Origin of the sequence: Rhizobium sp. 007, assembly GCF_015353075.1 — a bacterium.
Lineage (GTDB): Bacteria > Pseudomonadota > Alphaproteobacteria > Rhizobiales > Rhizobiaceae > Rhizobium.
On the sequence record NZ_CP064187.1, the window covers coordinates 2,558,669 to 2,578,042 of the forward strand.

Below are 19,374 nucleotides of genomic sequence, written 5' to 3' on the forward strand. Positions count from 1 at the left end.
GAGTTATGGTCGTCCTCGGTTTCAACGCCAGTTCCCAGAGCGGGGCACCGCGGCGCAGTTCCGCCCTGAGTTCATCGTCCACCCACCTCGCAGCTTCTGGCGTTCGGAAGGCGGCAAGCTCTCGCACCGAAGGTGCTGGACGTCGGCGCCCTCCTTGGAGAATTTTCAGACCTCGTCCAGCGAACGCTCGGCGACTCCGTCGAGTTCCGGACGATCATTCCTGGACGGCGGCTGAGCGCAATGGCAGACAAGGCGCAGCTCCAAAGCGCGCTTCTCAACCTTTCGATCAACGCTAGGGACGCGATGCCTGCCGGGGGCCGTCTGACGATCGAGATATCCGGCGTCGAGATCGACTCCGACTACGTCGGGATGTACCCGGCGATCCGCCCCGGCAGATACGTCCTCATTTCGGTCACCGATACCGGCACCGGAATGACATCCGAGGTGATGGAGAGGGCTTTCGAACCGTTCTTCACCACCAAACCGACGGGCTCGGGAACGGGGCTTGGACTCAGCATGGTCTACGGTTTCGCAAAGCAATCCGCAGGGCACCTGCAGCTCTACAGCGAACCTGGCGAGGGGACGACGGTGCGCCTCTTTCTTCCACGCGCCGACGCCGGAAAGGATTCCCATCCGGACGAGCAGCAGGCCAAGGACGCCCCGTCTCGCGGAACCGAAACCATTCTCGTGGTCGAAGACGACGCGAGAGTTCGCCGAGTGACGGTCAGCCGTCTGCAGACGCTTGGCTACTTCGTGATCGAAGCTACGAACGGGATCGACGCGTTGAAGGAGCTGGAGGCGGGGCATGACGTTGCGCTCCTGTTCAGTGATGTGGCTATGCCGGGAATGAACGGCGACGAACTGGCCCGGAAGGTCCGCGAGCGCTGGCCGAGGGTGAAAATTCTCCTCACGTCGGGCTTTTCGGAGCCCCATGCTGCGGAGAAGGAGATCGAAGCAGGCGCCGGCTGGCTAAAGAAGCCGTACACGGCGTCGGAGATGTCGACCCGCCTCAGGCTGTTGCTCGACGCGAGACATGGTGGCGATCCTGCGTGACGGCGGGATTCCAACTCAACTTAGAGGAATTGAGAAGGATCATACTGTCGCAATTCGCATACGCGACATCGAGTCGGTGTCCGTCTTCGTAGAAGATCCAGTCAACGTCCCACTGATAGATCGGCTCTCCGGACAACAAGTACGTTCCCGACGCTCGCGACGGAGCTCTGCATTGGCAGGCAGAAGGTTCGTTCGAAGACGAGATTGACGCGGCAGTCGGGCAAGGCCGAAGAGACGCTCTGATCTTCGATCTCGGGATTGGTGGCGTATGCGAGGGCGCTCGCAGCGGCGCCCTTGCTGCTGAGTGAGCGGAGCGGCTAACGTCCAGCCGCCCGATATTCGATCACCCGACCGTCAGCCGATCGTCGAGAGTGCTGATCCCCGGAGCGGACCATGCAGCGCGCTCCGCAGCCTGCCGTTCCGACCAGGTCTTCACCTTGCCGGAGAGGATAACCTTTCTGCCTTTGACGTCGATCCTGATTGCATCGGCCTCAAGAGCGGCGTCGCGCTGGAACGCATCCTCTATGCGCTTCTTGACGTCCACGGCCGTAACGCGGGGCTTCAGCTCCACGAGGTTGGATACCCCCACCACGCCGGCGAGATCGCGCACTGCGTCGTAAGCTGCGTTCTTTTGATATTGCCACTCGACCTCGCCCCGCAGGGTGACCCACCCCTTGAGGACCCGCACCTGCACCGAATTCTTTGGCAGGGAGACGTTCCAGTCGAGCATCTTGACAGCCCGCCGGGCGATGTCGTCGTCGCCTGTTTCCTTGGGGCCGAAGATTCGCACTTCAATTTCGGCAGCTATTCCGCGTACGCCCTTGACGCGACTGGCCACCCGCTCGGCTGTTTCCTTCTCCGCGTAGGTGCGCACATGACCAGTCAGGGTTACAATCCCGCTGTCGACCGCGACTCCAATATCAGCCGCGTCGATGCTGGGCTCGAATTCCATTTCGTCGAGAATGCTCTGTCTGAGATGAATGTCGTTCATGACAACCTCCTTCAGGTTTGCGACGTGCCGACCGTGCCAGCGCCGTAGAATTTCGTCGTTGATCTTCATCAAGCACGAGAGCGACCTTGAGATTTCGGCGGACAGAACACCGTCTACGGGGCTGCTACTGGGTCTGCACGTCGGCCACGAAGAGGTGATGGCCGTTCCTCACGACGGTGACGAGAGCGCGGGCATGCTCCTTCACGAGAATTGCGAGCAGTTGCCCGACGTCCGTCACCGCGCTGTTGATCCCGACGACGACGCCGTCCTCGTTTACAAGCGCGCCGCCGGAGTTGCCGGGATTGGTCGACGCGTCCGTCTGAATGAATCCTTCGTACCCCTCCGATCCAACGGCGCGGCGTCCCAGCGCGCTGACGATGCCCATCGTGGCGGTCTGGCCCAGCCCGAAGGGATTCCCGATCGCGACCACGACGTCGCCCACATGCAGGGACGACGCGCTTCCGAAATCGGCCTGGACAAGATGATCGGGTGGAATTTGAACGACAGCGACATCCGTCTCGGGATCGGCGCCGACGAGTTTCGCCTTGAAGCGGCGGCCGTCGGAGAGCGCCACCTCGATCTTGGAGGCGCTTTCTATGACATGCTGGTTGGTGACGATGTACCCGTGGACCTGGTCGATGACTACCCCCGAGCCGGCCGATTGGAAGCCGTGCTCTGTCGGCGCGGCGTCATCAGGGAGTCCGAAGAACTTTCTGTAGAAGGGATCGGCGAGCGTCGCATCCGCGTCGTCGAGTTCCTTGCCCTGCACCGAGACGCTGACGACGCTCGGCACGACACGCTGGAGCATCGGCGCGAGGGACAGGCTATTTGCGACGGCGGGCACCGATAGCAGGCTTTCACCTGCGATGAAGAGCGCCGCCAAGGCTTGCAACGAACGGGACATGTCTGATCTCCTCGCGAAAGCGCCGACGGCTGTCGACGGACGTGTGACGGAGAAGCTTCTGTGTTGCGCGGACAATCCGCATTGATCCTCGTCAAGGAGGACGTCGGCTACGGAACGATCACGGCGGCGCCGGTGAGGCGGCCTGCGCGCAGGTCGTCGAGGGCATCGTTCGCGTGCTCGAGAGCGTAGACACTGGTGACGCATCGGACGCCGGCCGCCTTCGCGATCGAGAAGAATTGTGCTCCGTCTTTCCGGGTCAGGTTCGCCACCGAGACCACACGCCGCTCGCCCCAGAGCAGGCGGTAGGGCATCCTCGGAATGTCTGACATGTGGATGCCGCCGCAGACCACCGTTCCGCCCTTCCGCACCACGTCGAGCGCCATTGGCACGAGCTCGCCGGCCGGCGCGAAGATGATGGCGGCGTCGAGCGGTACCGGCGGCCTTTCACCGGAGAACCCGGCCCAGACGGCGCCAAGATCTAGCGCGAACTTCCGTCCGACCTCGTCTCCGGGGCGCACGAATGCATAGACGCTCTGACCTCGATGTTTGCAAACCTGAACGAGGATGTGGGCGGCCGCGCCGAACCCGTAGATGCCGATCGTCCTCCCCTCGCCCACCATCTTCAGGGATCGCCACCCGATGAGGCCCGCGCACAGAAGAGGCGCGGTCGCCACCGGGTCCGTATCGTCAGGCAGTTCGAACGCGTAGCCCGCCTCGACCACCGCATGCGTCGCGAAGCCGCCGTCGATGGTGTACCCCGTGAAGCCAGGGTCGTCGCACAGGTTCTCGCGACCCTCGCGGCAATATTCACAGTGCCCGCAGGTGTGGCCCAGCCACGGTATCCCGACCCTGCGACCGATAAGTCGAGCAGGAGCGCCCTCGCCTGTTGCGATCACGGTTCCCACAATCTCATGCCCTGGAACGAGAGGAAGCTTTGGCTGGGAGAGGTCTCCGTCGCAGACGTGAAGGTCCGTCCGGCAGACGCCGCAGGCCTCCACCTTGACGACGACCTGGCCGGGCGGCGCTGGCGGGTCCGGCCGCTCCACGAGATGAAGCGGCCGCCCCACCTGTTCGAGTACCATCGCCCTCACGTTACCCTCCATCGGCATATACCACTGCGCTAGTCGTATCACCACCTTCCCGGCCTCGACTTGATTCCGGTCAAACATCCGGATTGATGCTCGTCAAAGACGAAATGCCTTGGGGCAGATAGGCTCCTGGACAGCGCCACGACCTCGTCCAAAGGAGACGGACATGCGCGAACAAGAAAAGACCCGTAAGGGAGCAACCGATGTAGCCACGATCATTCCTCCGGTCGAGCGAACGTCCGCAGACCTTGTTCTCGAGCGTCGGGACGAGGATCGCTGGGAGGTGACGGCGACGACGCCGCGAGGCCTGGCGTGGGCGAGAGACCATTTCTGCTGCGCGCTGCGGCAATCCTTCAGTGGCACCATGTGCCTCGACATCATGAGTGCAGATCGGCTGCTCAAGGAAGCGCATGGCGATGGACTGACCACCGAGTTCGTCAGCCTGTCTGGAAAGGACATATACTGACATGTTCGCCACCATCGTCTGCGCCATCGGCCGGGGATCCAGGCAACGCGATACAGCTCGTCGAAACGGTCGCGCCTACGCACCGCCACGAATAACGGCTTCGAGGTGGAAGGTAAGAGCCCGTGACCTATAATTCGGGATTTCAACGCGCGGGACAGCGGATCAGTCCGCCTTGACCGCGCTCCGTCCCGACACGGCCGTTACGACTATGCCGTAGAAGACGTGAGGAGAGCTATCGACCATGGGGAGTTCGTGGGGCTTCATGGAGCCGATCTCCCACCAGTCCGAATACTTTTGGAGAAGCGACCATGCATGGAGCCTTTCGCTTCCTCGCGCGTCGCTGTCCGGAAACTCCGCGAACCTGCCTTCGACGACGACGCTCGTCCACCCACCGCCGCTCGAACGCTGCTCGACGTGAAGGCAGACCCTGTCGTTCGCTCGCATCCAGTCGAGCTTCTTGCCGGGCATCGTGAAGCTATAGGCGACGCCGCTGGAAAAGGCGAAATAGATCGCCGCCACGTAAGGCTGCCCATCCTTGCAGCATGCTAGATGACCGAAGCGCTCGTTCTCAAGGATCCGGTAGCACTCAGCGGGGTTGATCTCTGTCAGCTTGATCGTCATGGCCATGTTCTCCAGCTCTAGTGAAGGCACGATCATAAGAGCTTCGTTGCGTCGCGGCCTTGACAAAGCGCAATGCGAACTCTCTCTGCGGCATGCATCATGACGGCTGTTTAACCTCAGGAGGCCAGCATGAAGCCGCAGTTCCATCTTCCATTGTCGACCTATCCCGACGCGAGTTCCTTCACCATAATCGAAAATGCTATCGACCTCGCTCGGCAGAATGACGCCCATCTCGTCGCCAGTATCCCGCAAGTCCGAATCCCCCAGGTCCATCCGCCCTTTCCCACCGTTATCGATGTCGACACATGGCGGGGACAAGCAGAGCGATATAGCCGGGACAGCGGGACTTCGCTGCGGGAACATCTCACCCACGCTGTTTCGGAGACTGGCGTCCAGGTGCGAATCCATGGATTCGAGGCCAAGGAGCCGTTCGTGTATGAACGCTTTTCCGAAATTGCCAGGTGCCACGACCTGTCCATCGTCGAGGCCTCGGAGCTTTCCCGCCAGCTTTCCGAGACGCTGCTGTTCGGGAGCGGCCGTCCACTCGTCCTATTTCCCACGACGAGCGTCTGCTCTCTTGTAGATACGATCGCCTTCGCCTGGGACGGCAGCGCCACCGCGGCGCGTGCCCTATCCTGCGCCCGCATCTTCATCGAGCGCGCGACCAAGGTGCAGGTCATCTCGATCACCGACGACAAGGAGATCGACGACGCCAACCGCGCGCTACTGATCTCATCTTTGAAGCACTCGGGATTCGACGTGGAAGACGTATCGATTCAGGCAGGCGGAGAGACCGCGACCGCTGCCATCCAATCGGCCGCGCTGGAACGAAAAGCGGACCTCCTGGTCGCGGGCGGATTTGGCCATTCCCGGCTTCGTGAATTCATCCTTGGCGGCGTGACTCGGGAACTGCTCGTCAAGGCCGAGCTGCCGGTGCTTCTCGCCCATTAGAGGGCGCGAAGGGCATTGAGGATGACGGCCACGTCGATGGCCTCCTGAAGCAATGCGCCGCCAACTGGCGGAAGGTATCCCGCTCCCGCGAACCCCATCGCGAGGAGCGAGAGACCTATGCCGGCATAGATGCTTTGAAGCGCGATCTTGCGGGAACGACGCGCAATGCCAATCGCCGTCGCTATCTTGGTGAGGTCGTCCCGGACGAGCACGATATCCGCAGCCTCCGCGGCCGCCGCAAGGTTCTCGACGCCGACCGCAATTCCGACGTCGGCTGCCGCCAGCGCTGGCGCGTCGTTCACGCCGTCGCCAACCATCAGCACTTTCCCGTGCACGCGCTCCTTTTCGACGACTGCGACTTTGTCTGCGGGAGCGAGCCTCGCCGCGACGTCGTCCAAGCCAAGCGAGCGAGCGATGGCTGTCGCGATAGCCAACTCGTCACCAGAAGCTAGGACTACTCGAGAGATTCCTGACGCCCTGAGCTGGGTGACGAGTTGGACAGCGTCTTCGCGAAGCCGGTCTTCGAGCGTGATCGTGCCAGCCGGCGTGCCGTCAAACAGCACCTTGACACGCATTGCGCTGCCTGCCCCGTTAGGCCCGGACGGCGGCCCCTCTCCGAAATACGTGTCTCCTCCGACGCCGACACGCACGCCATCGACGATCCCGGAAATTCCGGATCCCGCGGTCTCGGTCACCTCCGATGGGCGGCTCAGTACCAACCCACGTCTATGCGCCTCGTCCACCAGCGCGCGTCCGACCACGTGCCCCGACGCCTGGTCCAGCGAGGCGGCCAGCCGCAGGATCCTGTCGGGATGTTCCGGTCCCTCGATGTGGCCGACTTCCGGCTGTCCCGCAGTGAGCGTCCCCGTCTTGTCGAACACCGCCACGGTGGCCTGGGCGAGCGCCTCGAGAGGTCCCGCGCCCTTCACCAGAACGCCCTCCTTGGCGGCTTTTGAAGTACCTGCCGCAAGTGCGACGGGTACCGCCAGGATCAACGGACAGGGCGTGGCGACGACCAGCACCGCCACGATCCTTGCCATGTCTCCGGATATGAATGCCGAGACTCCTGCAATCGCTACCGTGGCGAACAGGAACCAGATCGAGAACCTGTCGGCCAGGCGCATCAGCTTCGCCTTGGAGCGCCTCGATGCTTCCACGAGCCTGACTATTCCTGCATAGGTGCTGTCCTCGGCGCGGCTTAGAACGCGGATTTCGATCACGTCCCCCTCGTTCGTGGCGCCGCTCGAAATGTTGCCACCCCTGGCGATGCGCACCGGGAAAGGCTCTCCGGTCAGCACCGCCTGATCAATCGTCGCGACTTCGCCGACGAGGGCTCCGTCGGCCGGTACGACGTCGCCCTTGCGTATCAGGAGCACGTCGCCGACCGCGACCGTCTCGATCGGAATTTCTTCGAAACCGGTTCCGGCAAGCCGCAGGGCCGTCCGCGGAACTTGCGCCAGCAAAGCCGACATACCCTCGTCGGCGCGACGATGTGCGTATGCCTCCAGAAACTGACCGCCGGAATACATGAGACCGACGATCGCGCCGGCAAGATATTCGCCGAACCACAAGGAGGACCCCATCGCCAGGGCCGCGATAAGGTCCAGGCCGTATTCCCCTTTTCGCACCTTCTTGGCGATCTCAACGCAAAGGGCCGCGAGAATCAGACTGGTGCAGCCGATGAGGATTGACTTATATCCAAGGCCGTTGCCCGCGAGATAGAAGGCAAATGCGATCATAAGTGCAAAAAGCGACGACAGCACCAGAAGGCCGGACCGGGATCTCCCGTCCGTTAGACGCGAGAGGCTGCCCTGAGGGTGCGTCCACCTATCAGCCCACCAAGCCGCCGCTGTAGCCACCTCTCACCCTCCCATCAATCCAGAAGCCTTAGCGGAACGATTTTGCGCAATCGATGCAGAACGGCGTATAGGGAACGGCAGTCAGCCGCTCCTTGCCGATTGGATGGTGGCCATTTGGCGCATTGTCCATATGTGCCGTCGTTCAGCCGGTCGATCGCCGCGTCGATGGCTGCGATCTGGTCGCGCCCCTCGGCTTGCATCTCGCGAAGAACCTCATCGTTCTCAACCTGGGTCGCGCGCTCCTCGCTGTCCTTCTCGAGCGCGACGCAGAGGTCCGCATCGATAGCTCCGAGACGACGGACAAGGTCATCCTTCATCGTCTGCAACATGGTCTGCACCGAGCTTTTATTCATTTAAATCGCCTTTCAATCTTGCCGGATCAATCTGGGTCCACACGCGACGTCGTCGGAACACCGATCCAAACGCACCGCCTTCGAAACGCTGTGCCGCATATGCCGCGGCCCACAAATCGTCTGCAGCATATCTCAGTCCGATCGAAGCTCCTTGATCCCGGTCAATGCCGCGTGCGCGGGTGCTCATAGGCTGTTGCGCGAGCTTTCAATGAAATCGTTGCGACAAGCCCGGAGCCCATCATGAATCTCACGGCGCAGACACCCACCCCCGCGACGCCTAAGGCGAACGGACTGACGAGCGTCGAGGCCGAGGAACGCCTTGCCGCGCTCGGACCAAACACGTTGCCCGAGCCTGAGCCGCCATCGCCGCTGAAGGTATTCCTCGTTCAATTTCGCAACCCGATCATCTACATTCTTTTGCTGGCCTCGGCGCTCTCGTTTGCGACCGGCAGGATCGAAGACGCCCTGTTCATTCTCGTCGTGCTTCTGATCAATGCCTCCATCGGCACGTATCAGGAGTATTCTGCGGATCGAGCTGCCGCAGCCCTTCGAAAGCTCGAGCAGCCGTCGGCCAGGGTCATCCGGGATGGCGTGGCTTGCAGGATCGAGGCCAAGCGGCTGGTCGTGGGCGATCTCGTTCTTCTGGAATCCGGCGACAGAATCCCTGCCGATCTGGCGCTTGTCGATGCAAGTGACCTCCGGTGCGACGAGTCGCTTCTGACCGGCGAGTCGATGCCAGTCCCCAAGGGGCGGACGGTCGAAGGCTCGTCGGATGAAAACCGCAATTCCTTGCTGTTGCTCGCAGGTTCCCTGGTGACGCGCGGGCGAGCTAAAGGCGTTGTGACCGCTACGGGCCCCGCGACGATGCTTGGCAGCATCGCCGTCGAGTTGGGAAGAGCCAGCTCGTCGCAGCCCCCGCTCGTCGCCCGTCTAGCGAAGTTCACGAACGCGCTCGCGGTTTTCGTAGGATTGGCAGCATTGGTGCTGGTGCTAGCAGGCTTCCTGCGGGGCCTCCCTTTGCACGATCTTGTCATGATGTCCGTAGGTCTGGCAGTGAGCGCTGTTCCGGAAGGGCTTCCGATCGCCATCTCCGTCGCGCTTGCCGTCAGCATGCGGCGGATGGCCGCCCGCAACGTCATCGTCCGAAGCATGCCGGCCGTGGAGGCTCTAGGTTCGACAACGATGATCGCCACGGACAAGACGGGGACATTGACCAGCAACGTGCAGACGGTGACCGAAATTCGCCTGCCGGACGGCACGGACATCGCCCTGGACGCCCATGCCGATCTCGACAGGTGCGAGATCAGGGCGAGCGGCCTGGACGGCGACCTGGTCCGCGAGAGGGCGCGCAGGCTGCTACGCGCTGCACTGCTCGCAAACGAAGGAACCCTCGTTCGCCGGGACAACCTCTGGGTCGCCGCCGGAGACACGGTCGACGTGGCGCTTCTTGCAGCGGGGCGAAAGGCGGGGCTGGGACAGGAAGAGCTGAACGACCGATACCCGCTGGCTGCAAGGATCGCCTACGAGCCCGAGCACAAATACGCTGCATCTTTCCACCACGGCAGCGATCGGATCCATGTCTTCGTCAAGGGGGCGTCGGAGGTGCTCATCGAGATGGCGGATCGAATGGACGTCGCGGGCCGCGCCGTCGAGATCGACCGCGCGTCGCTTTTGGCGCAGAAGGAAGAAATGGCCGCTCGATGCCTCAGGGTGCTCGCCTTCGCCGAAGGAGAGGTCGGCGCGACGCTCGCCGGAAGTCTCGGACACGGTCACCTTGTCGATCTCGTGTTCTTGGGGCTGGCAGGACTGCAGGACCCGGTCCGGCCCGAAGTGCCGAACGCTATGAAAGAATGCCGCGCGGCGGGCGTGGAGGTCGTGATGGTGACCGGGGACGACCCGCGGACCGCTGCCGCAATCGCCAGAGATGCCGGTTTGAGCTTTCACGCCAGCCAGGTGGTTTCGGGCCACGACATCGATGAAGCTGCACGAGCGGGCGACCAACGCCTGGACGAGATCACGAGAGGAGCTCGCATCTATGCCCGCGTGCAGCCGGCGCAGAAATCGGCGATCGTCGGATCCCTGATCCGCAACGGCCACATCGTCGCCGTCACGGGAGACGGCGTGAACGACGGTCCGGCTTTGAAGAAGGCGCATGTCGGTGTCGCGATGGGGCTCAGGGGAACCGAGGTGGCGAAGGAAAGCGCCGATCTCGTGGTCACGGACGACAATTTTGCATCCATCGTCACGGGGATCGCCGAAGGCCGGGCGGCCTATCGCAACATCCGCAAGGTGGTGCTGATGACGGTCGCAACGGGCGCCGCCGAGGTCCTGCTCTTCATGCTCGCGCTGCCGTTCGGCCTGCCCATGCCGCTCCTCCCTGTTCAGCTCTTATGGCTCAATCTCGTGACAAACGGCATCCAGGACGTTGCCCTTGCGGGCGGAAGGCCGGAAGGAGACGAGCTGGCGGGGCCGCCGCGTTCTCCGCTCGAGCCCATCCTCGACCGGACGATGATCCGGCGCGTCGTCCAATCGACGGTCGTCATCGGCGGGGCAGCGTTCCTCGCCTTCCAGTGGATGGTTGCGCATGGATATGGCGTTCCCGAAGCCCGCAACATAACGCTTCTCATCTTCGTGCTGTTCGAGAACGTCCAGACTCTGGCATGCTCCTCCGAAAGACGATCGATATTCTCCATCGATATCCTTCGAAACCGCTTCCTGCTCCTCAGCGTGCTCGCCGCCCAGACGATCCACATCTCTGCGATGTACATACCCTGGCTCAGCAGAACTCTTGGCCTTTCGCCCATCACTCCGCTTGAATGGGGTCTCAGCATGCTGGTGGCGAGCTCCCTCGTTCTCGTGAGCGAACTCGACAAGTTCTTCTCCCGGAAACGCCGCGATCGTTCATCCCGTGTTGCTTGACGAAGATCAAAGACGTCGCCGCAGGTGCCGGTATCCTCTCAATATTCAACAAGAGAGGTGATCGAAATGTCCATTCGCACGGTATTGAGCATTCTGACTTCCAAATATTTCGACGAAGACCTGGAGGCCGCCGTGGAGTTTTGCGGAGCCTCCGGAGCGCATCTCAGCGCGGTCGTGATCTGCATGGGCGCGTCGCCGATGATGGGAGAATACAACTCCCTGTCGACCGTCTGGCTCGAAGAACGCCAGCGCGAAATCGAAGAGCTCGTCAAGAAAGCCGAAGAGATCAAGGCATACCTTTCGCGCACCGACCTGTCCTACGACGTGCAGGACGTCTATACGGAATATGCTTTTGCGCGGGAGGATATTGCAGAACGGGCGCTCTATGCCGACGTCGTTCTCGTCGGCCGCCAAGCGTGCAAGGACGAGGAACTGCAGAAACGGGTCATGGATGGCGCTCTGTTCCAGACGCCGACGCCGGTCATCATCAACCGCGGACGGCGGCCGCTCTCTTCAACTTCAAAATCGATCGTACTGGCGTGGGATTCGAGCGACGAGGCGTCGCGTGCCGCAAGGCAGGCCCTAGATCTGTTGAAGATGGCTGACTGCGTCTACGTGACGATGGTCGATCCAGTCTCGCGAGAGCGGGTGAATGGAGAAGAACCAGGCGCCGACATCGCGAGCTTCCTCTCCCGTCACGGTGTCAAGGTTCAGGTGGATCGTGTGGCCAGCGGCGGAAACAGGGCTGACGAGATCTTGAGGCAGCATGCGACGGATGTGAATGCCGACTTGGTCGTCATGGGCGCATACAATCACCCTCGCTGGCAGCAGACGCTCTTCGGAGGCGTGACGCGCAACATGATCGAGCAAAGCAGCATGCCAATATTCATGGCGCATTGAGGGGGGAAGGACACTGCCGCGCTCCATGCGCGGCCGTGCTGGAGTACACGACGAGAGCCCTTCGCTTGTCGCCTTAGCCCGGCACCACCGTCCCCCAGTTGCGATACAAGATGTAAGCAGCAACCATGAAGATGAGCGCTGCGAACAGGCGGTTGAGGATGTTCGTGTACGCGCTGAGCCGCGTCGCGAGCAGCATGCCAAAAACGCCGCCGACAATGCCGCCGCCGATGAACTCGGCGGCAAGCCACCAGTCCACAAGGCCTGAACTGGCATAGTTCAGGGCGGTCGCCAGTCCGAACGCACCGACGGAGAGGAGAGATGTGCCGATCGCGTTGATCATCGGCATGCCCGTCGCCAGCATGAGGCCGGGCATGATCAGGAAGCCCCCGCCGATCCCGGAGAAACCGGATGCAGCGCCGGCGGCGAGTGCCACGGCCGCGGTGGCGAGGCACATCCTGAGGTCGACCGGGCGGCAATCGACGGCCAACGCCTTCCGGGGTTCCAGCATCAGAGCGCCAACGACCACCATCACGATCCCGAAGAAAAAGATCAGGCGATCTCCGTCCATCGCCTTGCCGAGGCTGGAACCGCCGACGGCGCCGAGTGCGCAGAAGACGGCCGCGCAGCGCCACCATACGTGACCCTTGATCGCGTGGCTGGCAAAATTTGCGAAACGCGTTCGCCGCCAGACTGAGACTGACCGACCGGCTGCCGCCGAACAAGCCGTATGGAAGACCGCATGCTCGGAAACCACCGATACCGATGCGGACTGCGCGCAACCGATCAAAGTCAGAAGGACTCGGCGCATTTACCCTCCGGAGGCTCCGCGCCAGCGCCTTCGGGTCGCCTCCGCTACGGTCCCCAGAACGTCTGCATTTCTTCGGGCGTGACCTTGCCGTCCTTGTTGGCGTCCACGCTACCGAAGATCCGCCTGTGGATCGCCGTCACCTCCTCGAAGGACAGCGCGCCATCCCCGTCGGTGTCGGCGATTGCGGACATGATCTTCATCATGGATCCGCGCACACCCATCGTCGGCATGCCCCCCATCATGCCGGGCTGCATCGGCATGCCCCCGGCTGCGCCTGGCTGCATCATCATGCACTGCATTCCGCCTGGCATCGTATTGCATTGGCCTTGTCCCATCATGCCGGGCTGCATCATGCCTGATCCGCCCGGCATTGCGCCCTGGCCTTGCGCGGTCGTGTCCTCCATTCCCGACGGCTGGGTCGCCTGCGCCGAGTTCGCAGGATGATGGGGATCCGCCCCACTCGTCTGCGCAAGGGCGAGCCCTGCACTGCTGACGGCGATCGCCGCGGCCAGCAGGATAACATTTGCAATTGTCGTTCCCATGTCGTTGCTCCTTTAGTTGGGTCTATCCGCGCCTGCTTCCCGAGGTGGGAACAGGATGGATTCAAATGTCGTGACCGCGCATACGCCGCCGGGCCACCTAGTCGATTGCCGAACGGCGCAGCCTGAGCGAGTTGCCGATGACGCTGACCGATGACAGCGCCATGGCCGCGGCAGCGATGATCGGCGAGAGCAGCAGCCCGAAGGCGGGATAGAGTACGCCTGCAGCGATGGGCACGCCCGCCGCGTTGTAGATGAAGGCGAAAAATAGGTTCTGGCGGATGTTGCTCATGGTCGCATGGCTGAGCTTGCGCGCCCTGGCGATGCCCTGCAGGTCGCCCTTCAGCAGCGTGACGCCCGCGCTCTCGATAGCCACGTCGGTTCCCGTGCCCATCGCGATGCCTATGTCGGCGGCGGCAAGTGCTGGCGCGTCGTTGACCCCGTCTCCCGCCATTGCGACGACCCGTCTCTCGCTGCGAAGCCGTGCCACCACCTTACCCTTGTCCTCCGGCAGGATCTCGGCCTCGACCTCGTCGATGCCGAGCCTTCTCGCCACCGCCTGAGCCGTAGTTTTGTTATCCCCAGTCAGCATGACGACGCGGATGTCCGCCTCCTTCAGCGAGCGCAGCGCCGCCGGCGTTGTCGCCTTGACCGGATCGGCAATGGCCATAAGGCCGCCGACCTTGCCGTCAACGGCGACGTAGATCACCGTCGGCTTGACGACCGCCCGCGCGGCGGGCTTCCTCTCTTCATGATGATGTTGACCGCCATGCGAGCGCGCATGGCCTTCGTGCATGTGACGATCAGTCATGGACCGCTCCTCCCCGATGACTGCCCACTGCATCCGCTCCGCTGCCGAGCCGTGGAACACATGCAGCCACCTTGACAAGCGAACAATTCACCTGCCGGTCGCTTGCTTCCTTGATCTACATCAAGAACGCAACACATTGTCTCCGAGGGTGGCCCGCGTCACAGGCTCTCGCGACTTTCGATGAATTCTTCGAGGCTTTCCGCACGCTCTTCGGCAAGCGCCTGTCGCCATTCCGCCACCAGCATGGGGTGAAGCGTTCCATCTTCGGCGAAGGAGGCAAAGAACGCCGCGTCGCGCTTGCAGAATTCTTCCCACGCAGCCTGGCTCTCTTCCAACAGTTGGAGATTGATACCCGGAATTTCACGGATGGTTGCCAGCAGGGAGGCGACCTCATCCTCGGCGGCTTGAAGATTTTGGACAGCGTCCATTGTCATCTGCGTCTGCGTGAATGGAAGCGTGCCCTCGATATGCTTGACGGTAATCCAGTCGCAGGCTTCGATAAAAGCCGCGGCCGCGCTGCAGAAGTTGGCGACGTCCTCGTCCCCGTAGGGCCTTTGCCCCGAGAGTTCGTGCACCAGGATGTGCCGGGCCATGAAGATCCCGCTCAACAGGCGCATAGTTGCGTCGATGTCTTTGATTATCGGCTCCAGCGGAAAGCGTTCCTGATCCTCCGTCCAACGTCGATGGGATGTCCGAAGCTCCTCCTTGGCGTTCGGCAGCAAGGCCGTCAGAACTTTCATGATGGCGTCCACGCTGCTCAGGCTGATCGCGTGCGCGACGATGTCGCCAGGGCTGAACTTTTGCCTCTCGATGCCGTCGGCGAAGATGAAGTCCAGTTTCAGATCCTTGACCAGCAGCCTCGACCTTTCGGTGAAAGCCTCTTCGCTGGAGTCGACCATTTGTCCGACCATGGATCGCACGAATACTTCGAGGATGGTCGCAAGCCTGACTACCACATGGTCGCCGATGAAAGTTTCGCCCGGGGGCCTGGCCTCCCAGGCTTTAGCCAGTTCGGAGATCTGGGAAACAAGATCCGATCCCCGCCGCGGCTTCCCGTGGCGCTCCTTCCACTCGATGATTTGCTGCGGGTCGAGATATTTCATGCCGAATAAGTACCAAATCTGCCGCGGTGGGCAATCCAAGAGATCGCGCAGGCGAACACCAGTGGCGCGGTGAATTCTTTCTCGGCCGAATCCTGCGCGGGTTGATATGATGCCCTCGCCCTTGTTTCCAGTTGAGCAACGCCCGCATATGCACCGGAATGATTGATCAACCGCATTTGATCGCATCCCTTCCCGGACCGTTAAGAGCCTCTCGGATTGGACTGAGGCCGAGCGCTGCTTCCGGAAGGCCTATGAAGGCGGTACAGGTTCGGCGGCACTTTCTGTGATCATTCCCGGCTCCCTGGCAATGATTACAAAATCCACGTTTTGGCCACGGAAGCCGTCTACATTGTGATTTCGTGGAGTGGCAATACGAGCTGCATCTGCACCAAGATGCAAAGAAGGCGTCGGTCAGGATGACCTCGTCGCAACAAAAAAGGCCGGGGCGAAACCGCACCGACCTTCCTCATCATCGCCAACTACCAGTGCCAGTACATCCGTGGTCAAAAGCATTCTAGCGATGCGGCGTTGCGAGCAGCGAATTTCAGCGCTCGTCAGCAATGCCGATGAAAGTGTTCTACCTAGCAAATGTGTTCGCAACAAGCCGTAACTAGAAATCAGGCACTAGGCCAGTCGTTGGCGGGCTCCTCGACCACGCTCGGATCATCTGCTGGATCCGGATCCCGGTCACAGCCCGCCTTCATTTCAGCCAGCTCTTTTTCGAGCGCGGCTATGACCTCCGGAGCCTTCGCTCCTGAAGTGACGTACTCATCGACGAGCTGCTCGAGTCGAAGGCGGAGCTGGCCGGAAATGTCGGTCATCAGCCTGGCCTCAGTGTTTTGAGGTGCGACGGTCGCCCTTGTCGCCCTCGCCCGGCTTGGCTACCGTCTTCGCCTTTTGACGCTTGTCGGCGGACAGCGAGCGGCCGACATCGACGCTTTCCTTGAACTGCCCTTGTTCGTCGCGGCGTACGTAGCGCTTGTCGGTCCCTGTGTCGATCATTTCACGCTTGGTCATGAGATCCTCCATTGGTTGGAAGAGAAAGAACGCGTGGGATTCTAAAAAGATGCGTGAGCAGCGTGAACGTGGATTGGACCACCCGTCGCGGCCGGGAAACTTCCCGCAGAACAGGACCGGAAACCCGCCACCGCAACTCTGAAAGGAAATTGAATCGAACTCGGAAGAAGATTCCATAAGTCATTGAAAAATGATTCGCTTTGAGTCGGAACGAATCACCTTCGCACGTCTTTGAGTCGCGACTTAGTGATTCGGAGGATGCGTCCATGGCATCGGGACATCGCGCGCAGTGGAAGGGCTTCTTACGGTTTGGCGAGGTAAGCTGCGGCGTGGCGCTCTACACAGCCGCGAGTACATCCGAGCGCATCACGTTCAATACGATCAATGCGAAGACAGGCAACCGGGTCAACCGCGTGTTCATCGACAGCGAGACCGAAGAGCGCGTGGAGCGCGAGGCACAGACGAAGGGCTTCGAGATCGACAACGGGCAATACATCATTATCGATCCCGAGGAAGTGGCCGCGACCATCCCGCAAAGCAACAAGACGCTCGAAGTGCAGGCGTTCATCCCCTGCAGCGAGATCGACGACATTTTCTTCGACAAGCCGTACTACCTCACACCGGACAAGATGAACGCCGACGCCTTCGTCGCCCTCCGCGAGGCCATGAAGAATTCCAAGGTCGCGGCAATCGCGCGTGCCGTCCTCTTCCGGCGAGTCCGGACGGTGCTCATTCGCCCGCACGGCAAGGGGTTGATCGCCACCACGCTTAACTACGACTACGAAGTTCGCTCCTCGAAAAAGGCTTTCGAAGAGATGCCGAAGCTGAAGATCGAAGGCGAGATGCTCGACCTCGCAAAGCACATCATTTCGACGAAGAGAGGCGAGTTCGACCCGGCCACATTTGACGACCGCTACGAAGCCGCCTTGGCCGAGCTCGTGAAGGCGAAGTTGGAAGGCAAGGTGCTTCCGAAGCCGAAGAAGGTCGAGATTTCGAAGCCGAACGATCTGTTGGCCGCCCTTCGCGAGAGCGCCGGGATTCTCAAGGCTGGCGCGGCCGCAGACAACAAACCGAAACGCACCGCCGCCAACGCCAACAAAGGCACTGGTCGGGAGCGCGCCGCGCGCGGAGTGGCCTCGAAGGCCGCCTCGTCCGGAGCTGCTCCGCGTCGCAAGGCAAGCTAACAGGAGACCGTGACTATGGCCCCTCGCTACTATTGGAAAGGGTATCTGAAGCTATCGCTGGTCACGTGCCCCGTTGCGATGACCCCGGCCACTTCGGAATCCGAGAAGGTTCGCTTCCACACGCTGAACAAGGCGACCGGGAACCGAGTGGTTTCGCAGTACGTCGACTCCGTGACCGGCAAGCCAGTCAAGGACGAGAACGAGGCCAAGGGCTACGCGCGCGGCGAGAACGACTATGTCATCCTGACGGACGACGATCTCGACCGGGTCGCACTGGACACCGTGAAGACGATCGACATCGAGAAGTTTGTGCCCGCCGACTCAATCGAGTGGACCTATCTCGAGAAGGCCCATTACCTCATGCCTGACGACCCGGTTGGCAATGAGGCGTTCGCCGTCATCCGCGATGCCATGAAGGCGGACAAGGTATTTGGCGTCTCGAAGCTGGTGATGGGCCGCCGCGAACGCGCCGTCATCCTGGAACCGCGCGATGAAGGCATCGTTCTTTGGAGCCTGCGGTTTGGCGACGAGGTGCGGCCAGAGGATTCGTACTTCGAAGATATAGACGAAGATGCGGATCCCGACATCGTTCCTCTCGTGCAGAAGCTCATCAAGCAGAGGTCGGCGCACTGGTCGCCGGAAATGGCCAGCGATCCGATCCAGACCAGCCTACTCAAGCTCATTGAGGAGAAGAGGAAGGCGCTGAAGCCGAAGAAGGTGGCGAAGGGCAAGCCGGCCGAGTTCACACCGAAATCCAACGTCGTCAACATCATGGACGCTCTCCGGAAGAGCCTCGAAGCCGATCTCAATGGTAGGAAGGCAGGGTGATCTCATGCATCTGACGAACACTAAAATTGCCCACGAGAACGGCGGTTGGCGCGTCGACTTCGTCGGAGACGACGGCGATTCAGTCACCGTTCATGTAGCCGACGCCGGCAATAGCGATGAGGAGGCTGCGGTCGAACGCGCACGCGCCATCATGGTGAAGTTAACGGCGTCGGTACGCGAAGCGGTGGTCGAGCGTGAACACTTACGATGCCGCCAGCAATGGGAATTTCGACGACGATCTGCCCCTGCTTGATACTCGGCACTGATTACTCCGCCGCGGCAAGACAGGCAGCCCGTTGACGCTCGCCCCTTCCGATCCCATCTGCCCCAGTATGCCCAAGACGAAAACGAAGAGCGATGATCCTGAGCTGATCAGAGAGTGGTCGCTCCCGGTGGAGGCGACGCTCGGATCGGCTGTCAGGGTGAAGGGAATCCTGCAGGAAATCCGATCTCGACTGCCTCCCGCCGTCAGGAGGTCGCTGGATATGCAGTCAGGCGAGCTTACTCTCGTCATGCCGGAAACTTCGAAGACAGCGTTTCGCGCGACCTCGTCGATTATCTCGGAATCGGTGCAGGGGATCGCAGATCTTCCGATCATCCCTCGTGAGATCAAGGACATCCTGGCGATCACGGCTTCTGAGCGGAAGCGCTGGCTGGAGGACGGGCGCCTTCCCCGCGCCGGAACCCGAACTGTCAGGCTTCAGGGCCGAGCGCGGCGGATAACCTTCCACGTATTCGACCCGCGGGTTGTCGAAGACCTGTTCGATCGCGGGGCCGTGGACGAATGGCGCGAGGAAGACGCGGCGGCCAAAGAAGAAAACCGGAGGCGCGCCGCGTACCAGGCGAAGCTGACGCGTTCACTGAAAAAACAAGAGAAAGTCAAACAAGCCGATCCGAACGCTGAAGACGTTGCGACCGGGTTGAGCGGTTGGGACGAGTTCGTGAGCGAAGGCCTGCTTCGCTGAAGCGTCGAGCGCGC

The 19,374-nt window shown here is 61.6% G+C and carries 17 protein-coding genes and 4 pseudogenes; 9 read left to right on the forward strand and 12 right to left on the reverse strand.

Annotation, left to right across the window (positions count from 1 at the left end):
- Positions 1-84: 84 nt before the first annotated feature.
- Positions 85-1,053: pseudogene (locus tag ISN39_RS12805) on the forward strand (ATP-binding protein); the annotation flags it as partial.
- A 343-nt stretch (positions 1,054-1,396) separates the two neighbouring features.
- Here the strand turns inward: ISN39_RS12805 and ISN39_RS12810 are convergent.
- The 3 genes from ISN39_RS12810 to ISN39_RS12820 form a co-directional block, all read right to left on the reverse strand.
- On the reverse strand, positions 1,397-2,044 hold the full coding sequence (locus ISN39_RS12810; protein WP_194727749.1) for a BON domain-containing protein: 648 nt from the start codon (positions 2,042-2,044) through the stop codon (positions 1,397-1,399).
- 124 nt (positions 2,045-2,168) lie between these two features.
- Positions 2,169-2,948 carry a trypsin-like peptidase domain-containing protein gene (locus ISN39_RS12815; RefSeq protein WP_246763198.1) on the reverse strand — a complete coding sequence of 260 codons (780 nt, stop codon included), beginning with the start codon at positions 2,946-2,948 and terminating at the stop codon, positions 2,169-2,171.
- Positions 2,949-3,055: 107 nt separating this feature from the next.
- Entirely contained in the window at positions 3,056-4,039 is a 984-nt protein-coding gene (locus tag ISN39_RS12820; RefSeq protein WP_194730181.1) for a zinc-dependent alcohol dehydrogenase family protein, read from the reverse strand.
- 163 nt (positions 4,040-4,202) lie between these two features.
- Here ISN39_RS12820 and ISN39_RS12825 point away from each other — a divergent pair, with 163 nt between their 5' ends.
- Positions 4,203-4,502, forward strand: coding sequence for a hypothetical protein (locus ISN39_RS12825; protein WP_194727750.1), 300 nt, complete (start codon positions 4,203-4,205; stop codon positions 4,500-4,502).
- A gap of 162 nt (positions 4,503-4,664) precedes the next feature.
- Here the strand turns inward: ISN39_RS12825 and ISN39_RS12830 are convergent, their stop codons facing one another.
- Positions 4,665-5,123, reverse strand: a complete 459-nt coding sequence (locus tag ISN39_RS12830) for a pyridoxamine 5'-phosphate oxidase family protein (RefSeq protein WP_194727751.1) — start codon at positions 5,121-5,123, stop codon at positions 4,665-4,667.
- 129 nt (positions 5,124-5,252) lie between these two features.
- Here ISN39_RS12830 and ISN39_RS12835 point away from each other — a divergent pair, with 129 nt between their 5' ends.
- Entirely contained in the window at positions 5,253-6,074 is an 822-nt protein-coding gene (locus ISN39_RS12835) for a universal stress protein (protein WP_194727752.1), read from the forward strand.
- On the opposite strand, the gene ISN39_RS12840 is transcribed toward ISN39_RS12835, so the two are convergent.
- Together ISN39_RS12840 and ISN39_RS12845 are read right to left on the reverse strand one after the other, a co-directional pair.
- Positions 6,071-7,933 carry a heavy metal translocating P-type ATPase gene (locus ISN39_RS12840; protein ID WP_194727753.1) on the reverse strand — a complete coding sequence of 621 codons (1,863 nt, stop codon included), beginning with the start codon at positions 7,931-7,933 and terminating at the stop codon, positions 6,071-6,073. The genes ISN39_RS12835 and ISN39_RS12840 overlap by 4 nt on opposite strands.
- A 28-nt stretch (positions 7,934-7,961) precedes the next feature.
- Positions 7,962-8,286, reverse strand: a pseudogene (locus ISN39_RS12845) (TraR/DksA family transcriptional regulator).
- 237 nt (positions 8,287-8,523) lie between these two features.
- Between ISN39_RS12845 and ISN39_RS12850 the strand changes: the two are divergent.
- Positions 8,524-11,205, forward strand: a complete 2,682-nt coding sequence (locus tag ISN39_RS12850; protein WP_194730182.1) for an HAD-IC family P-type ATPase — start codon at positions 8,524-8,526, stop codon at positions 11,203-11,205.
- 66 nt (positions 11,206-11,271) lie between these two features.
- Positions 11,272-12,105, forward strand: coding sequence for a universal stress protein (locus ISN39_RS12855; protein WP_194727754.1), 834 nt, complete (start codon positions 11,272-11,274; stop codon positions 12,103-12,105).
- A 73-nt stretch (positions 12,106-12,178) separates the two neighbouring features.
- Here the strand turns inward: ISN39_RS12855 and ISN39_RS12860 are convergent, their stop codons facing one another.
- The 6 genes and pseudogenes from ISN39_RS12860 to ISN39_RS12885 all read right to left on the reverse strand — a co-directional run bounded on the left by ISN39_RS12860 (position 12,179) and on the right by ISN39_RS12885 (position 16,383).
- A complete protein-coding gene (locus tag ISN39_RS12860) occupies positions 12,179-12,913 on the reverse strand; it encodes a sulfite exporter TauE/SafE family protein (protein ID WP_194727755.1) in 735 nt (244 codons plus the stop codon).
- A gap of 44 nt (positions 12,914-12,957) precedes the next feature.
- The gene (locus ISN39_RS12865; RefSeq protein ID WP_194727756.1) at positions 12,958-13,455 is read right to left on the reverse strand and encodes an EF-hand domain-containing protein; all 498 of its coding nucleotides are present in this window, start codon (positions 13,453-13,455) and stop codon (positions 12,958-12,960) included.
- 97 nt (positions 13,456-13,552) lie between these two features.
- Positions 13,553-14,164, reverse strand: a pseudogene (locus ISN39_RS12870) (HAD-IC family P-type ATPase); the annotation flags it as partial.
- A gap of 257 nt (positions 14,165-14,421) precedes the next feature.
- The gene (locus ISN39_RS12875) at positions 14,422-15,366 is read right to left on the reverse strand and encodes a lysozyme inhibitor LprI family protein (protein ID WP_194727757.1); all 945 of its coding nucleotides are present in this window, start codon (positions 15,364-15,366) and stop codon (positions 14,422-14,424) included.
- A 617-nt stretch (positions 15,367-15,983) separates the two neighbouring features.
- Complete coding sequence (locus tag ISN39_RS12880; RefSeq protein ID WP_194727758.1) at positions 15,984-16,187, reverse strand: hypothetical protein; 204 nt, start codon at positions 16,185-16,187, stop codon at positions 15,984-15,986.
- 10 nt (positions 16,188-16,197) lie between these two features.
- A complete protein-coding gene (locus ISN39_RS12885) occupies positions 16,198-16,383 on the reverse strand; it encodes a hypothetical protein (RefSeq protein WP_194727759.1) in 186 nt (61 codons plus the stop codon).
- 266 nt (positions 16,384-16,649) lie between these two features.
- On the opposite strand from ISN39_RS12885, the gene ISN39_RS12890 reads away from it, so the two are divergent.
- The 4 genes and pseudogenes from ISN39_RS12890 (at position 16,650) to ISN39_RS12905 (ending at position 19,360) form a co-directional block, all read left to right on the forward strand.
- A complete protein-coding gene (locus tag ISN39_RS12890; RefSeq protein WP_194727760.1) occupies positions 16,650-17,567 on the forward strand; it encodes a Ku protein in 918 nt (305 codons plus the stop codon).
- A gap of 15 nt (positions 17,568-17,582) precedes the next feature.
- Positions 17,583-18,395, forward strand: coding sequence for a Ku protein (locus ISN39_RS12895; RefSeq protein WP_194727761.1), 813 nt, complete (start codon positions 17,583-17,585; stop codon positions 18,393-18,395).
- A gap of 4 nt (positions 18,396-18,399) precedes the next feature.
- A pseudogene (locus ISN39_RS12900) lies at positions 18,400-18,661 on the forward strand (hypothetical protein).
- A 66-nt stretch (positions 18,662-18,727) separates the two neighbouring features.
- Complete coding sequence (locus ISN39_RS12905; protein ID WP_194730183.1) at positions 18,728-19,360, forward strand: hypothetical protein; 633 nt, start codon at positions 18,728-18,730, stop codon at positions 19,358-19,360.
- Positions 19,361-19,374 lie beyond the last annotated feature (14 nt).

Coding starts and splice junctions, on each gene's coding strand:
- ISN39_RS12825 (WP_194727750.1), top strand. CDS start 4,203: ATGCGCGAACAAGAAAAGACCCGTAAGGGAGCAACCGATGTAGCCACG.
- ISN39_RS12855 (WP_194727754.1), top strand. CDS start 11,272: ATGTCCATTCGCACGGTATTGAGCATTCTGACTTCCAAATATTTCGAC.
- ISN39_RS12890 (WP_194727760.1), top strand. CDS start 16,650: ATGGCATCGGGACATCGCGCGCAGTGGAAGGGCTTCTTACGGTTTGGC.
- ISN39_RS12905 (WP_194730183.1), top strand. CDS start 18,728: ATGCCCAAGACGAAAACGAAGAGCGATGATCCTGAGCTGATCAGAGAG.
- ISN39_RS12810 (WP_194727749.1), bottom strand. CDS start 2,044: ATGAACGACATTCATCTCAGACAGAGCATTCTCGACGAAATGGAATTC.
- ISN39_RS12860 (WP_194727755.1), bottom strand. CDS start 12,913: ATGCGCCGAGTCCTTCTGACTTTGATCGGTTGCGCGCAGTCCGCATCG.
- ISN39_RS12830 (WP_194727751.1), bottom strand. CDS start 5,123: ATGACGATCAAGCTGACAGAGATCAACCCCGCTGAGTGCTACCGGATC.
- ISN39_RS12880 (WP_194727758.1), bottom strand. CDS start 16,187: ATGACCGACATTTCCGGCCAGCTCCGCCTTCGACTCGAGCAGCTCGTC.
- ISN39_RS12875 (WP_194727757.1), bottom strand. CDS start 15,366: ATGAAATATCTCGACCCGCAGCAAATCATCGAGTGGAAGGAGCGCCAC.
- ISN39_RS12895 (WP_194727761.1), top strand. CDS start 17,583: ATGGCCCCTCGCTACTATTGGAAAGGGTATCTGAAGCTATCGCTGGTC.
- ISN39_RS12815 (WP_246763198.1), bottom strand. CDS start 2,948: ATGTCCCGTTCGTTGCAAGCCTTGGCGGCGCTCTTCATCGCAGGTGAA.
- ISN39_RS12885 (WP_194727759.1), bottom strand. CDS start 16,383: ATGACCAAGCGTGAAATGATCGACACAGGGACCGACAAGCGCTACGTA.
- ISN39_RS12835 (WP_194727752.1), top strand. CDS start 5,253: ATGAAGCCGCAGTTCCATCTTCCATTGTCGACCTATCCCGACGCGAGT.
- ISN39_RS12865 (WP_194727756.1), bottom strand. CDS start 13,455: ATGGGAACGACAATTGCAAATGTTATCCTGCTGGCCGCGGCGATCGCC.